Annotated in this window: 13 protein-coding genes; 5 read left to right on the forward strand and 8 right to left on the reverse strand. The window is 74.3% G+C overall.

Annotation, left to right across the window (positions count from 1 at the left end; all coding sequences use genetic code 11):
* Window positions 1–2: 2 nt before the first annotated feature.
* Entirely contained in the window at window positions 3–890 is an 888-nt protein-coding gene (locus tag ACIGAQ_RS28160) for a universal stress protein (RefSeq protein ID WP_399787522.1), read from the reverse strand.
* Window positions 891–1,081: 191 nt separating this feature from the next.
* Here ACIGAQ_RS28160 and ACIGAQ_RS28165 point away from each other — a divergent pair, with 191 nt between their 5' ends.
* Window positions 1,082–1,369: a DUF1876 domain-containing protein gene (locus ACIGAQ_RS28165; RefSeq protein ID WP_311678617.1), complete on the forward strand. Its 288-nt coding sequence runs from the start codon at window positions 1,082–1,084 to the stop codon at window positions 1,367–1,369.
* A gap of 60 nt (window positions 1,370–1,429) precedes the next feature.
* Here ACIGAQ_RS28165 and ACIGAQ_RS28170 read toward each other — a convergent pair whose 3' ends face one another.
* Window positions 1,430–2,311 carry a universal stress protein gene (locus ACIGAQ_RS28170; RefSeq protein WP_399787525.1) on the reverse strand — a complete coding sequence of 294 codons (882 nt, stop codon included), beginning with the start codon at window positions 2,309–2,311 and terminating at the stop codon, window positions 1,430–1,432.
* Window positions 2,312–2,800: 489 nt separating this feature from the next.
* Between ACIGAQ_RS28170 and ACIGAQ_RS28175 the strand changes: the two genes are divergently transcribed.
* A complete protein-coding gene (locus ACIGAQ_RS28175; protein WP_399787528.1) occupies window positions 2,801–4,534 on the forward strand; it encodes a GAF domain-containing protein in 1,734 nt (577 codons plus the stop codon).
* Between the two features lie 84 nt (window positions 4,535–4,618).
* Complete coding sequence (locus tag ACIGAQ_RS28180) at window positions 4,619–5,302, forward strand: adenosylcobinamide amidohydrolase (RefSeq protein WP_311678611.1); 684 nt, start codon at window positions 4,619–4,621, stop codon at window positions 5,300–5,302.
* 54 nt (window positions 5,303–5,356) lie between these two features.
* On the opposite strand, the gene ACIGAQ_RS28185 is transcribed toward ACIGAQ_RS28180, so the two are convergent.
* A complete protein-coding gene (locus ACIGAQ_RS28185) occupies window positions 5,357–7,294 on the reverse strand; it encodes a BTAD domain-containing putative transcriptional regulator (protein WP_399787532.1) in 1,938 nt (645 codons plus the stop codon).
* A gap of 109 nt (window positions 7,295–7,403) precedes the next feature.
* Here ACIGAQ_RS28185 and ACIGAQ_RS28190 point away from each other — a divergent pair, with 109 nt between their 5' ends.
* Window positions 7,404–8,282 carry an alpha/beta fold hydrolase gene (locus ACIGAQ_RS28190; protein ID WP_399787535.1) on the forward strand — a complete coding sequence of 293 codons (879 nt, stop codon included), beginning with the start codon at window positions 7,404–7,406 and terminating at the stop codon, window positions 8,280–8,282.
* On the opposite strand, the gene ACIGAQ_RS28195 is transcribed toward ACIGAQ_RS28190, so the two are convergent.
* The gene (locus ACIGAQ_RS28195; protein WP_399787538.1) at window positions 8,248–8,829 is read right to left on the reverse strand and encodes a LuxR C-terminal-related transcriptional regulator; all 582 of its coding nucleotides are present in this window, start codon (window positions 8,827–8,829) and stop codon (window positions 8,248–8,250) included. The genes ACIGAQ_RS28190 and ACIGAQ_RS28195 overlap by 35 nt on opposite strands.
* A gap of 39 nt (window positions 8,830–8,868) precedes the next feature.
* The gene (gene ppk2, locus ACIGAQ_RS28200; RefSeq protein ID WP_399787541.1) at window positions 8,869–9,672 is read right to left on the reverse strand and encodes a polyphosphate kinase 2; all 804 of its coding nucleotides are present in this window, start codon (window positions 9,670–9,672) and stop codon (window positions 8,869–8,871) included.
* A 273-nt stretch (window positions 9,673–9,945) separates the two neighbouring features.
* On the opposite strand from ppk2, the gene ACIGAQ_RS28205 reads away from it, so the two are divergent.
* Window positions 9,946–10,638, forward strand: a complete 693-nt coding sequence (locus tag ACIGAQ_RS28205; RefSeq protein WP_362280122.1) for a response regulator transcription factor — start codon at window positions 9,946–9,948, stop codon at window positions 10,636–10,638.
* Window positions 10,639–10,702: 64 nt separating this feature from the next.
* Here ACIGAQ_RS28205 and ACIGAQ_RS28210 read toward each other — a convergent pair whose 3' ends face one another.
* From ACIGAQ_RS28210 to ACIGAQ_RS28220, 3 genes are all read right to left on the reverse strand, one after another.
* Window positions 10,703–11,641, reverse strand: a complete 939-nt coding sequence (locus ACIGAQ_RS28210; protein ID WP_399787544.1) for a penicillin-insensitive murein endopeptidase — start codon at window positions 11,639–11,641, stop codon at window positions 10,703–10,705.
* A 10-nt stretch (window positions 11,642–11,651) separates the two neighbouring features.
* Window positions 11,652–13,418, reverse strand: a complete 1,767-nt coding sequence (locus tag ACIGAQ_RS28215; protein ID WP_399787547.1) for a glycoside hydrolase domain-containing protein — start codon at window positions 13,416–13,418, stop codon at window positions 11,652–11,654.
* 62 nt (window positions 13,419–13,480) lie between these two features.
* Window positions 13,481–14,215, reverse strand: coding sequence for a D-Ala-D-Ala carboxypeptidase family metallohydrolase (locus ACIGAQ_RS28220; RefSeq protein ID WP_399787550.1), 735 nt, complete (start codon window positions 14,213–14,215; stop codon window positions 13,481–13,483).
* Between the last annotated feature and the right edge of the window lie 252 nt (window positions 14,216–14,467).

Below are 14,467 nucleotides of genomic sequence, written 5' to 3' on the forward strand. Positions count from 1 at the left end.
CGTCACGCGGCGTACGGTACGACGGCGACCGGGCAGCGGGCGTGGTGCAGCACGGCGTGAGTGACCGGGCCGAGGCGGCCTTCGGCCGTCCGCGTCTCGGTGCGGCGCCCCACGACGAGCAGGTCCGCGCTCCGGGAGGCGTTCACCAGCGCCTCCGCGGGAGGGAGCAGCATCAGATCGGTGGCGACCGCCACGCGCGGGTACTTCTCCCGCCACGGGCGCAGGGCGTCGGAGAGACCGAGGACCTCCTGGTCCTCCCAGGTGGCGCGGTCCTCCTCGGTCACCACGAGGCTGCGGGGCGAGACGGACTCGGCCGGCAGGGCCCAGGCCTGCACCACGCGCAGACGCGCGGCGCGCGCCTCGGCGGCCGGGAACGCGAAGCCCGCCGCCTCACCGGCCGGACGGTGAGCGTCGAAGCCCAGCACGACCTGGCCCGTGCCGCGGACCGCGGGCGTTCGCTCGGCGAAGGTGCCGGGGTGGCCCGGGACGAGCACGACGGGGCACGGCGCGGCCGCCGCCGTCCGCAGGGCGACGGACCCGACCGCCAGCCCCTCGAAGCCGCCCGCACCGCGGGCGCCCACGACGATCAGGCCGGCGTCCCGGGCCGCGCCGAGCAGGGCGTCGGCCGGGGCCTCACCCGCCTGCCGGGCCTCCACTTCGAGACCCGGGTGGCGTTCGGTGAGGTCCGCGACCGCCCGCCGCAGCACCTCGGCCCCCAGCGCGCGCAGCCGCTCCAGGGCCGGGCCGGGAACGGAGGCTCCGGGAAACTGCGGCAACGCGTGCAACAGCCGCAGCGCGACACCACGCAGCACGGCCTCCCGCGCCGCCCAGTGCGCCGCGCTCGTCGCGCGCGCCGAACCGTCGATGCCCGCCAGCACTGGGAGACGCATCCTGGCCCCTTCGTCCGGCCCGCACGCGCGGGGCGCGTGTTCCGCTCCTCCCACTGTTCCACGGCGTGGCCGCTCCGGCGCGGTCGCCTGCGTGCGGCGAGAAGCGAGCGGCGAGCGGCGAGCGGCGAGCGAGCCTTGGCGGCCGCCTCCGTCCGGTACGAAGCTGGAGTCACGGAGCAAGGAGGGACCCCATGACGCACACCCTGGAATGGAACGTCCGACTCCGGGTTTTCGAGGACGACGAGGGAACGACCGAGGCACACGCCGTGCTGGACACAGGCGACACCGCGATCACCGGGCGTGGGACGGCGCACTGCCACCCGGCCGATGCGAACGTGCCGGAGATCGGCGAGGAACTGGCCGCGGGCAGGGCCATGAGGGACCTCGCCCAGCGGCTGCTGGACGCCGCCGAGCACGACATCGAGGGCATGGGCGCGACACGGCCCCGCAGCCGCGAGGCCGCCGCATGGCTCACGTGAAGGGTCGTGCGCGGCCGGTCGCGACGTGCGGTCAGTCGCGACGCCGGCCGCGAGGCGCGTTCATCCCTGGACGCGGACGACGGCGACCGGGCATTCCGCGTGGTGGAGCAGCGCCTGGCCGACCGAGCCGAGCAGCAGACCGGTGAAACCCCCTCGGCCCCTGGTTCCGGCGACCACCAGCTGAGCCTCCCTGGCGGCATCGAGGAGCGCGGGGCGGATCCGGGAGCGCACCAGACGCCGCTCGACCACGACCTGTGGATGGGTGGCCTCCCGGCGGGCCACCGTCCGGTCCAGGAGGTGCTGCTCGGCCTCGCGGAGCCGCTCGGCGTCCGCCACGACCGCGTTGAGCGGATCCCCGGGACCCTCGTAGGCGCGCTCGCTCCAGGTGTTCCACACGTGCAGCGCCACGAGCGGCGCCTGCCGCAACGCGGCCTCGGCGAAGGCGAAGTCGACCGCTGCCTCCCCGGCCGGGGATCCGTCCACGGCCAGCAGCACCGGCCCGGACGGGTCCGGCCGGCCGCGCACCACCATCAGCGGGCCGTGACCGTGAACGGCCAGGTGTACCGCCGTGGAACCCACCAGCAACTCCGGGATGCCGCTCAGGCCGCGGTGGCCCACCACCGTCAGCGCCGCGGCACGCGACTCGATCTCCAGCACGCGAACCGCGTCGCCGGCCACCACGGAACGCGTGACGTCGAGGCCCGGCGCGACCGTGCGTGCTCGCTCCTCCGCCCGGGCCAGTTCTCCTCGCAGCATCGGTTCGAGGCTGTGACCGGCCGGATTCCACGGTGCCGCACCGGGCAGGTGCCCCGACGGGTGACCGAAGGCGTGCACCAGCCGCAGGGAAGCCCCGCGCAGCAGCGCCTCGCGCGCCGCCACGTCGACCGCGTCGAGACTCGACGCGGACCCGTCCACCCCCACGACGACCACCGGATCACTCACTGCGCGCTCCCTTGCTGCGGTCCGCCGACACGGACCTTCGAACCCTCGGCGTACTGTGCCGACGAGCCTCGGCCGGAAATGCCTCGATGGAGAGGGGCCTACCAGGCCACGGCCCGGGCCGATGGTCCCTCCGCGACAGCCGCGCGGGTCCGGGCACCGGGTTCCCCTGGACGGACCAGCACGCACCACCGGCCCTCAGGGCCGTCGCGGACGACGTGACCCGGACGAGCGGGACGCCCGGGGACCGCGGCAGGGACCGATCGGCCCTGTGGGGGCCGGTGCGCCGGTCCCGGTGCCTGGGCCATGACGGTGGGACACGTGCGGCCGGTCCCCGCTCCCGCCCGACACCCGAACCCGGAGGGGCCTCATGTTTGTCGAGATCCGGCAGACGTCCACCGAGCCGACCGACGAGGAATGCGCGCCCCGATACGGTGGGAGGAGCGGGACGCTCGGCCCGTGGCACGGTGGGACGGACCAGGAGGACAGGGCGTGGAGAGCTCCGCGGAGGCGCGGGAAGCCCGGGAGGCTCGGGTGCGGCTCCCGCAACTGCGCCTGGACGAGTTGCTTGAGGAGCTGCAGGCACGCCTCGACGCGGCCCGGGGCACCCGCGACCGGGTCCACAGCCTGCTGGAGGCGGTGCTGTCGGTCGGCCGCGAGCTTGACCTCGAACAGGCGCTGTACAGCATCGTGCAGGCCGCGGCGGTCCTCGTCGACGCCCAGTACGCGGCGCTCGGAGTGATCGGGCCCGACGGCAGACGGCTGTCGGACTTCCTCACCGTCGGCCTCACCGAGGAGCAGATCACCCGCATCGGCAACTATCCGGAGGGCCACGGCATCCTGGGCGAGCTGATCCGGCACCCCGAGCCCCTGCGGCTGGTGAAGATCTCCGAGCACAGCGCCTCGTACGGTTTCCCGCCCAACCACCCGCCGATGAACACCTTCCTCGGCGTCCCGATCCGCGTGCGCGACCAGGTCTTCGGCAATCTGTACCTGACCGAGAAGCGGGGCGGCGCGCACTTCGACGAGGACGACGAGTCGGTGCTCTCCACCCTCGCCGTCGCTGCGGGCGTCGCGATCGACAACGCCCGCCTGTACGAGGAGTCCCGGCGGCGCGAGCGCTGGCTGCAGGCGAGCGCGGAGATCACCCACGCCATCATGTCGGGCAGCGAACGCGACGGCGTCCTCCGGCTGATCGCGGAGCGGGCCATGGAGATCACCGGCGCCGCACTCGCGGTGGTGGCCGTGCCCATGGAGGACACGTCCTCGCTCACGGTGGAACTGGCCCTCGGGGAGGACGCGGATGCCCACCGCGGCCTGGTGCTGCCGGTCGGGAAGAGTCTCATCGGCCGGGCGCTCGCCGAGGCCGCGACGGTCACCAGCTCCGATGTCTCCCAGGACGAGCGGATCTCGCCGGACCCGCCGCGCTTCACCGGTCTCGGTCCCGCCGTGGCCGCTCCGATCGGCAGCGGCGAGGGGGTGCGCGGCGTCGTACTGCTGGTGCGCCAGGCCGGCCAGACCGTGTTCTTCGAGCGGGAGACGGAACCCCTCAAGGCGTTCGCCGCCCAGGCCGCGGTCGCCATGGAGCTCGCCGAGCGCCGCCAGACGGCCGAGCAGATCGCGCTTCTGGAGGACCGTGACCGCATCGCCCGTGACCTGCACGACCTGGCGATCCAGCGGCTGTTCGCGACCGGCATGACGCTGCAGAGCGCGGGCCGATTCATCGAGCACCCCGAGGCCTCGGAGCGGGTGGCGCGGGCGGTCGACGACCTGGACGAAACCATCAAGATCATCAGGTCGACGATCTTCGGGCTGCGCTCGCGTGAGAGCGCCGCGGGCACCGGCCTGCGGGCCCGCGCGGTACGCGCGGTCGGGGAGGCGGCACCCGTGCTGGGCTTCGCGCCCGGTCTGCGGATGGAAGGTCTGCTCGACACGCAGGTACCGAAGGAGACCGCCGACCACCTCATGGCGGTCCTCTCGGAAGCCCTGACCAACGTCGCCCGGCACGCGCGGGCCGGCCGCGCCGAGGTCGTCCTCGCGACCGACGGCCGCCGGGTCCGGCTGGAGGTCTCCGACAACGGTGTGGGCATCCCGGCCGAGGGCCGCCGCAGCGGCCTGGCCAACATGGCGGAACGGGCCCGGCAGTTGGGCGGCGAGCTCGAGTGGACCTGCCCGGAGGACGGAGGTACGACGCTGGTGTGGCGGGTGCCGGTGAGCGAACGCTGACGCCGGTGAAGCGGTCCCGGTGCCCGGGCCGTGACGGTGGGACATAGGATCATCCGGCCCCGCCGCGCAAGGAGTTCCCGTCCGGTGACCACCGTCCTTCCCTCGCCCCACCCCGCCGTCCCCGGGCTGCTTCGCGTGCAGCACCTCACCCGGGTCGAGGACGGCGAGCGCTTGCACGGTCTGCTGTGGCGGGCGGGGGGCGACTGGCGCATGATCGGCAGCGCCGTGCTCGGCGGTGGGATCGGGCCGCGCGAGTGGGTCCTCAACGCGCAGGTGTCGCACGGATACCGGCGTACCGACCCGGAGCGGCACCTCGCCGACCTGGCCCGGGACGCCGGCGCACGGGGGACGGGCGTGGGACTGATGACGGCCGCCGACGTCCGGGCGTACGGCCTCTCGTGCGACGGCGGTGTGGAGGCCGTCGTCACCGCGGGGCTCGGCGTGCGGGGCTGGGCCGCCTCTCCCGCCGGGGGCACGGTCGCTCCCGTACGGCCCGGCACCGTCAACATCATCGTCGCGCTGCCCGTGGCGCTGACCGACGCGGCCCTGGTCAACGCGGTCGCCACCGCCACGGAAGCCAAGGTCCAAGCGCTGCTGGAGGCAGGCTACGACTGCTCCGGCACACCCACCGACGCCGTGTGCGTCGCCGCGCGCACGGGCTCCGGCCGGGAGGTCCACGCCTTCATGGGTCCGCGCTCCCGGTGGGGTTCCCGCCTGGCCCGTGCCGTCCACGGAGCCGTGCTGAGCGCCGTGTCCCACGCGCGGTGACGTCCCTCCGGCCGGGGACGATGCCGGGCAGGCGGGTGAACCGATCGCTTTCGCTCATCCCGCCTCGACGCACGCCTCCGCCTCGGCCAGGTACCGCGTCACCGGGCCCAGGGTGAGCATGCCGCAGGTGGCGCCCGCGTGTTCGGTGCGGGCGCCGCGCAGGGCGGCAGCGGCGCGCGCGGCGACACCGCGCTCGCCGAGGCGTACGGCGGCACGGGCGGTCAGGCACCACAGGGCCTCCTGCATGTGGTCGCGCGGGGGCTTGGGCACCGCGGCGAGGGCCGCACGGGCCTGCTCCTCCCCGCCCTGGGCGAGCAGCACCAGCGGGCGCGCCCAGAGCCGGTACGGGCCCCAGTCGAGGCGGGGATCGGTGGGCGCGGGCCGGTCGTGCAGCAGACGCAGGCCCAGGAGAGCGAGCGGGAACAGGCCGCGGTGCAGCCCCGGCATGCCGGCAGTCCTGAGGGTGTCCTCGGCGGCGCGGTAGTGGGCTGCCGCGGCGGCGGCGGCCGGACCGCCCGGTTCGGTGCTGCGCGCGGCCGCGACCCGGGCCCGGAACCATCCGGTGAGGACGGGGACGAGCGGTGCCTCCGTGTGGGCGGCGAGCCGTTCGGCGGCCTCGGCGTGCGCGGCCGCGGCGTCGAGATCGCCCAGCGCCGAGGCGGACTGCAGGCGCACGAGCCGGCCCAGCACCGCGAAGTTCGGCAGTTCGTGACGGGTGGCCAGGTCGAGGATCTCGGCGCCGATCCGGTCCCGGCGCGCAGCGAGGCCGGGGCGGGCGAAGGACTGCAGGAACACGCCGTTCAGAGCGAACGCCAGCAGGGCGGGATCGGCCAGGTCCCGGGCCAGCGCCTCCGCCTGCCGGGCCGCCTGCCACGCGTGTGTGAGCTCGGGGCCGGACAGATCGGCGCTGCGGCTCTCGACGGCGACCGTGGCCAGGAGCCGGGCGGCCAGGTCGGCGGGGCAGCCGGGGCCGAGCGCGCTCAGCGTGCGCTCGGCGGCCGCGACGACCGCACGGGACTGCTCGGGGTCGTCGGCCCGGCTCCAGAGGGCCGGCACGTCGTAGGCGCCGATGACCCGGGCGGTCAGGAAGAGGTCGCTTGTGCGTTCCGCCGCCTCGACGGCGGCGAGGCGGTCGCGTCGCGAGTGGACCAGCGCGTCGCCACCGGCCAGCGCGAGGGTGCGTGCCAGGTCCACGGTGGTGCGCGGACCGAGCCGGACCCCGGAGCCGGTCCATGAGGTGGTGGCCGCCGCGCCGGGCACGGTGCCGTTGAGGAGGTCGGTCTCCAGGTTCCGGAGTTCGGCACCGGGGTCGAGCCCGAGCTGGCCGACGAGCATGGCGCGGGCGCGGCGGAGGGTGGCCAGCGCGTCGGCCCGGCGGCCCGCCCGGTGCAGGGCGCGGGCGAGCAGTCCCCAGGCCGGCTCCCGCCAGGGGTGCTCGGCGACGTGGGTCCTCAGTTCGGGGACGAGGCCGGCCCCTTCCCCGGCATCGAGGAGGATGCGGGCGTGCAGTTCCACCCCCTCCAGCCTGAGCTCCTCCAAGCGGGTCCGCTCGCGTTCCGCCCACGCGGAGCCGGTCACATCGGCGTAGGCGGGTCCCCGCCAGGCCGCGAGCACCGTGCCGAGTTCCGTGACGGCGCCGGGGTCGCGCCGCGCGCGGGCCAGGGTGTCCTGGAAGCGATGCGCGTCCACGTCCTCACGCGGCAGGCGCAGCACGTAACCGGGACCCTCGGTGACCAGGACGTGCGGCGGGACGCGGGGCGGCCGGTCGGGTTCGAGGGCACGGCGCAGCGCGGCGACGAACGTACGCACGGCGCCCACGGCTCGCGCCGGCGGATCGGTCCACAGGTCGGCGACGAGGGTGTCGGTCGGGACCATCCGCCCCTCGGCGGCGACGAGCCGGGCGAGCACCTCGCGGTGACGGGGCCCGCCCAGGCCCACCGGACGGCCGTCGTCGTGGAAGGCCCGTACGGCACCGAGCACGTCGATTCGCATGCCCCCATCCTCCGTGCCCGCAGCGGGGCCCGCCCAGCCGCACTGATCGGCTGCTGATCGGCGTCGCCCAGGCTGATCCCGTCACTCCCTGCCAGAAGGACGGCTTCCCATGACGCTCACGTTTCCCGGTTTCGACCACGTCCGCCTGCCCGGCGCGGACGGTGTGGAGCTGGCCGCCGCCGTCGGCGGCAGCGGCAGCCCGGTCGTGCTGCTGCACGGCTTCCCCCAGACCCACCTGATGTGGCGGCACGTCGCCGAGCGGCTCGCCACCGGGCACACCGTGATCTGCCCCGACCTGCGCGGCTACGGCGCCAGCGACAAGCCGGCGGCCACCGGTCCCGAGGTCTACGCCAAGCGCACCATGGCCGCCGACATCGTGAAGCTGGCGGCCGCCCTCGGCCACGACCACTTCGCCCTCGTCGGGCACGACCGGGGGGCGCTGGTCGCCTTCCGGGCCGGACTGGACCACCCGGAGACCATCACGCACCTGGGCATCCTCGACATCGTGCCGACACTCGACATGTGGAACGTGCTGCACGGCGTCCCGGCGGCGGTCGGCTACCACCTCTTCCTGATGGCGCAGCCGCCCGGCCTGCCCGAGACGATGATCGCCAACAGCGCGGACGCGTTCTTCGGCTCGTTCCTCGACGCCTGGGCCGGCGACCCGGCCGCCCTGCCGCCGCAGATCCGGTCCGCGTACCTGCGGGCGAGCGCCGCCGCCGTGCCGTCGATCGTCGCCGACTACCGGGCCTCGGCGGGCATCGACGTCACCCACGACCAGGCGGACCTGGACGCCGGCTCGCAACTGGCCATGCCCGTGACGGTCGTCCAGCAGGACTGGGGCGCGCGCCTGGGCTACGACGCCGCCGGCGTGTGGCGGGCCTGGGCGCCGGACCTGGACCACCGGCTGACCCGGGCCGGGCACTTCATGGCCGAGGAGGCGCCGGACGAGATCACGGCGACGATCCGGGACCTGCTGGCCCGTTGAGCCGCGTCCGCTCCTGCCCGGAGGGGCGGGGATGCCCCGGCCCCGCGTCCCGCGCGAGCGCCGCCGCCTCGGTACGCGAGCGGGCGTGGAGTTTCGCCAGGACGTCGCCGACGCGGTTGCGGACGGTCTTCTCGGAGAGGTTCAGGCGACGCGCGATGGACGCGTTGTCCAGGCCCCGGGAGATCAGGTCGAGCGTCTCGCGTTCGCGGTCGGTGAGATGCGGAAAGGGCAGGGCGGTTCTCACGGCGGGCGGCGGCGCGGCCCAGTGGGACAGCACACGCTGGGCGATCCGGGGCCCGAAGACCGCCTCGCCGCGGGCAACACCGAGCAGGGCCCGGTGGACGCCGGTGCCGTCCGCCTCCTTGAGCAGGTAGCCCCGGGCGCCGACGCGCAGGGCGGCGAAGACGGAGTCGCCTGCGGGGACGTGCGGGTCGTACGGCGCCGGGGGAGGGGCTCCTGTCGGCCCTGTTCCTCGCTCACGGCTGCCACGCACACCGTGCTGCACCACGCCGTCGCGCCGGTCGCGGTCGTCCCCCGCCAGGACCACGGCGCCTGAAAAAGGCCCGGGTGTTCGACGGACGCCGGCTCAAAGGCTCGCCGCGTGGTCGGGGACGTAGGTCTGCAGGTCGCGCGGCGGGCGCTGGTAGCCGGTCGACTCGGGCCGCTCCGGCAGCTCCAGCACCGGCGGCGGCACGTCGTGGTACGGCACCGAGCCGAGCAAGTGGGCGATCATGTTCAGTCTCGCCCGGCGCTTGTCGTCGCTCTCCACGACGTACCACGGCGCCTCGGAGATGTCGGTGTGCACCATCGTCTCGTCCTTCGCCCGCGAGTACGCCTCCCAGCGCCTGAGCGACTCCAGGTCCATCGGGGACAGCTTCCAGCGCCTGAGGGGATCCTCCAGCCGGCGCCGGAAACGCTCCTGCTGCTCACCGTCGCTCACCGAGAACCAGTACTTGCGCAGCAGGATCCCGTCCTCCACCAGCATCCGCTCGAAGATCGGGCACTGGCGCAGGAAGAGCTGGTACTCCTCCTGTGTGCAGAAGCCCATCACATGCTCCACACCGGCCCGGTTGTACCAGGACCGGTCGAACAGCACGATCTCACCGGCGGCCGGCAGCTGCTCCACGTACCGCTGGAAGTACCACTGGGTCCGCTCGCGCTCGGTCGGCTTGGGCAGGGCCGCGATGCGGGCGACCCGCGGGTTGAGGTGTTCGGTGACCCGCTTGATGGTGCCGCCCTTGCCGGCGGCGTCCCGGCCCTCGAAGACCACGACGAGCCGGGCTCCCTCCGCGCGCACCCACTCCTGGAGCTTCACCAGCTCCGTCTGCAGCCGCAGCAGCTCCCGCTCGTACGCCGCGCGCGGCACCTTCGCCGTCTTCTTGCCTGCCATGCGCCCCTCCGAGCCCGGTGGTCCACGCCGATGACCTCAACGTAACCGCTCGTGGCGCGTCCGCGGCAGCCCCGGCTGCCGCGTCCGCCCCTGCCGGTGGGACACGCTGTGGCCGGGTACTCGTTGCGGATGCGCGGTGTGAGGGCGACCAGGGCCGATCGGCCCTGGTCCTCCGGCCCCGCATCGCGCAGGATCTGCGGTAGGAGGGATCGGAAGCCGCCCGGCGGGCGGGGCCCGGTGCGGGATGCGACAGCGCGGGACGAGGAGCATGTGATGGCGGACGGCGAGAAGCCCGGCCCCGACCACCCGATCCGGGTCTTCCTGCTGGACGACCACGAGGTGGTACGACGCGGGGTGCACGACCTGCTCGACGACGAACCGGACATCGCCGTCGTCGGCGAGGCCGCCACTGCCGAGCAGGCCCTCGTGCGGGTGCCCGCCCTGCGCCCGCACGTCGCGGTGCTCGACGTCCGGCTGCCCGACGGCGACGGCGTGTCCGTGTGTCGGGAGCTGCGTTCCCGGATGCCGGACCTGGCCTGTCTGATGCTGACCTCCTTCGACGACGAGGAGGCCCTGCTGGACTCGATCATGGCCGGTGCGTCCGGGTACGTGCTCAAGCAGATCCAGGGCTCCGACCTGGTGTCCGCGGTCCGCACGGTGGCCGCCGGGCAGTCCCTGCTCGACCCGAGTGCCACGGCCAGGCTCATGGCCCGGCTGCGCCAGACGCAGGAGCCGGAGCCGGAGCCCGACGCGCTGCCTGGTCTCACCGAGCGGGAGCGGGAGATCCTGGCCCTCATCGGGGAGGGCCTCACCAACCGCCAGATCGGCCGGCGGCTCTACCTCGCCGAGAAGACGGTGAAGAACCACATCTCCCGGCTGCTGGCCAAGCTCGGTGTCGAGCGTCGCATCCAGGCCGCGGTCCTCGCGACCCAGGCCCGGGAACGGCTGGAGCAGGAGGGCCGCTGAGGCCGGCCGGCGCACACGGTCCAGGTGGGAGCCAGGGGGCCGTACGACCCCCTGGCCCGCCCGCTCACCGGTAGCGGATGTGCAGGTGGTTGTCGTGGTTGGGGTAGCTCGTCGTCAAGCCTTCCGAGATCAGCTGAGGGTCGTTGAAGTAGATCAGCTCGATGTGGCCGGGGGCCTTCGCGCGGATCTCCTGGACGAGGCGGCGGGTGGCCGCGCGGTCGTACGTCGCCGACTGCCAGGTGATGCGGCCCGCGGTGCACTGCGCCGAGTCGGTGCGCACCGGCCACACGTCGATGTCCAGCCCGACCTCGTGGCTGGCGTGGCCGGGGATGTCCCCGCCGTGCTCGAAGCTCGCGTCGCCGACCGGCAGGGGGCCGTTCCCGGTGCCCGCGAAGGCGGCGGCGGCCGCTTCGAGCTGGGCGACGGCACCCGCCGTCGCCCAGTGCGCGTTCGCGTTGCCGTCAGGGCTCTGCGCGCACATCGTGCCCGGGCCGAAGTCGATGTTCTCGTAGTGCCACAGCAGGTTCTTCCAGGTGGCCGGCCCGACGACGCCGTCAGCGCCGAGCCCGGCGTGTGACTGGAAGGCGCGGACCGCCGTCTGCGTGGCGGGCCCGAACGCCCCGTCCGCCGACAGCCCGGCCGACCGCTTCGCGTTGAGCAGCGTCTGGACGGCCCGCACCGCGGGGCCGTCGTCGCCCTGCCGTACGGTGACGGCGAGCGCGCCCCAGGTGGCGGGGCCGACGACGCCGTCGGCGGTCAGCCCCTCGGCCTGCTGGAACGCCACGACGGCACTGTGGGTGCCGGAACCGAAGACGCCGTCGACGGTCACCGGACGGCCGTGTGCGGCGAGCAGGTGCTGCAGGGCGATGACGTCGGTGCCCCGGTTGCCGTTGCTCGTGAGGGGGAACGCGGCCTGCGGAAAGGCCTGCGCGGGCAGGCCCGCTCCGAGGAGGAGGGCGGCCACCGCCGCGAACAGCGCGATGACACGGCCGAGTTGTCTCATGATGCCTTTCTCACCTTCCTGACTGGAGGGCGCCCCAGGTGGCGGAGCCGGCGACGCCGTCGTTCACCAGCCCCCGCGTGGACTGGTAGTCGCGCACGGCCTGCGTGGTGCCGGGGCCGAAGACACCGTCGATGCTCACCGTGCGGCCGAGTGCGGCGGTCAGCGCGCGTTGCAGCCGGGTGACGGCCTCGCCCGTCGCACCCTCCCGCAGGGTCGGCGTGGTCCCGCGCGACAGCAGCGCGGTCCACGTCCTGGCGCCGATCACGCCGTCCGCCGCCAGCCCCGCACCGGACTGGAAGTTCCTGGCGGCGGTGGTGGTGCCCGGGCCGAAGATCCCGTCCGGGGTGCCCGGGTCGTGGCCGGCGGCCCGCAGCAGGCACTGGGCTGCCATGACCAGGGGGCCGGTCGACCCGCTCCGGACGGTGCCGTAGGCGGTGAAGTCGAGGTTCACCGTGGCGCAACCGGGCTGCGGGGAGGTACCGGTGGCCACGTCGAGGTAGTCGCGGTCGATGGTGATCGTGTGGCCGCCGTAGGACTCGGTGACCTCGCCCGCGTACTGGTGGATGCGCTGGTGGCCGGACCAGTGGGTGGACGGCACGTACGGGCCGGTGTCGGTGTCGGCCGCGCCGTTCCACCAGGCGTAGAAGATGTGGTCGACCCGGGTGTAGGCGCTGTTGCCGTACTCCTCGGCCGCGTCCCTGATACCGGAGGCGGCGCTGGAGTAGAACCCGGACAGGTAACCGCCGCTGTGCAGCCGCTCGGTCCAGCCGGACAGGTAGGACAGGACGGCGGCCTTGCAGGAGGCGGTCGAGGTGTACGCCTCGATGTCGCTGTAGAGCGCGCTGCCCGCCGGAATGCCGAGGTTCGACGCGGCGGTGATGGCGTCGGCGGCCGCGGTGGCGCCCTGGGCCCTGGCCGTGGCCGGGTCGGCGGACATCCTCAACGAGTAACCGGTGCACGGAGCTTGGCGGCCGACGTCGATGGGGATCAGGCGCCAGCCCTTGCCCGTCTGCTCGGCCACCCAGCTCGCGGTCAGGTTCGGCTGGGCGCAGCCGCGGAAGGAACCGCTGATGTAGACGCCCACCGCGCCGTACGGCGAACCGGACCGCCAGGCGTCCATGGCGGCCTGGGAGGGCGCCGTGCAGGCGTCGAAGCCCTTGCCCAGGTAGGTGCCCGGTTGCGGCCCGGCGGCGACCGGGGCGGCGGACGCCGTGTGCCGTGCGGTGCGGGGGAGCGTGTGCCGTGCGGTGCGGGGGAGCGCGGTGCGCCGGGCATCCGGCGTCAGTTCGGCCGAGGCGAGCACGTCGCGCACGAGGCGCTCGGTCCCCGGCGTGTGGGCGGCGGTGACGAGGACCCCGGCGTCCTCGACGGCGAGCCGCAGGGTGCCGTCCGTGGACGCCGCCGGAGCGGTGGCCTTCCCGCGCGGCGCCCGCGCGGTCACCTCCGTCGCCCGGCCGGCGGAGCGTGCGGTGATCGGCTCGACGACGATGCCCGCCGTACGGCCGACGACCCGGGCCGGGCAGTCGTTCCGGTCGCCGGGCTCGCCGAGGTACACGGCCGGTGTGTCGAGACGCGGACAGGCACGCGGGTGCTCGGCCAGGTCGACCACCTTCCAGTCGGCGGGCACCTGGAGGCGGTAGCCGTGGTAGGCGACGGTCCGCCGGTTCCCGGACGCGGAATCCGCCGCGGCGGGCCCGGGCACGCCCAGGCCCACGCCGGCGAGCAGCGCCAGCAGGGCCGTCGCGGCGCGGGCGCGCCGAAGGGGACGGGACGACATCAGGGCACTCCTACTCGGTGAGGGCGGAGCGAGGGAGAGCGGCGGTGCCGGGGAGCCGTCGGTCAGATGCCGCACGTGGGCGCGGACCAGGAGCGGCTGGTGCGTCCGTCGACGTGGGTGTGGTCGTCGTGGCCGGGGTAGCCCGGGCCGAAGATCCCGCCGAATCCGTGCGTGCGGGCCTGCTGGGCGAGCCGGCAGAGCGTGGGATTGCCGACCAGATCGGCGGCGTCCCCGTACAGGTGCCGGCTGTTCGAGGCGCCGCCGACCGCGCTGTTGCAGGAGTACGAACGGAATCCGCTGGTCACGACGAGCGGGGTGTCACCCAGTGCGCGCCGCATGGCCTCCAGCTTCCACATGGTGCGCAGGGCGTTCGACTTGGCCGTCGCCGCACTGACCGCGCCGCCGGACCAGGTGGAGTTGCACTTGTTCAGCTCGGCGTAGCTGAAGTGGATCGGCGTGCAGTCGGGGTCCTGGAGCGCGTAGATCTTGCTGAACGTCGCGGGACCGGCGACACCGTCCGCCGCGAGCCCGTACGCCTGCTGGAACTTGGCCACCGCGGCCTTGGTCCGCGCGCCGAACGCCCCGTCGACGGTGAGGATCTCACCGGAGGTGACATGTCCGGCCACCCGGATCTGCAACTCCGTCACGTCGGAGCCGGACATGCCCTCGGACAGGGTGCGGTTCCAGGTGTAGCACTCGTCGGCCTGGGCCGGGCCGGCCGTGGCCAGCACTCCACCCGTGGCCGCAGCCATGGCCATGACAACCGAAAGAAGCACTCGGACCGTACGTCGCAGCATCGCGCCTCCGCCCTCCGTCCCGTTCCCCCGCGAGGGGATCGAGCCGAGTGTGGCGCCGCGACGGCGACGCTGTCCACACCGTCACCATGTGCCACAGGTCTGGTCCTGTGGAGCGACGGCGCGCGGCCGGTCGCGGCGTCGGGGACCGATGGCCATGAGGGACGGGGGCCGTCCCATGGTGGAGCGGTGATCGCACATGGGTGCCCGCCGGGCCTGTCGCCGCAGCCGCATGTTGTCTCGCAGGCCTTCCGC

Origin of the sequence: Streptomyces sp. NPDC085932 (assembly GCF_044540525.1) — a bacterium.
Classification (GTDB): Bacteria; Actinomycetota; Actinomycetes; order Streptomycetales; family Streptomycetaceae; genus Streptomyces; species Streptomyces levis.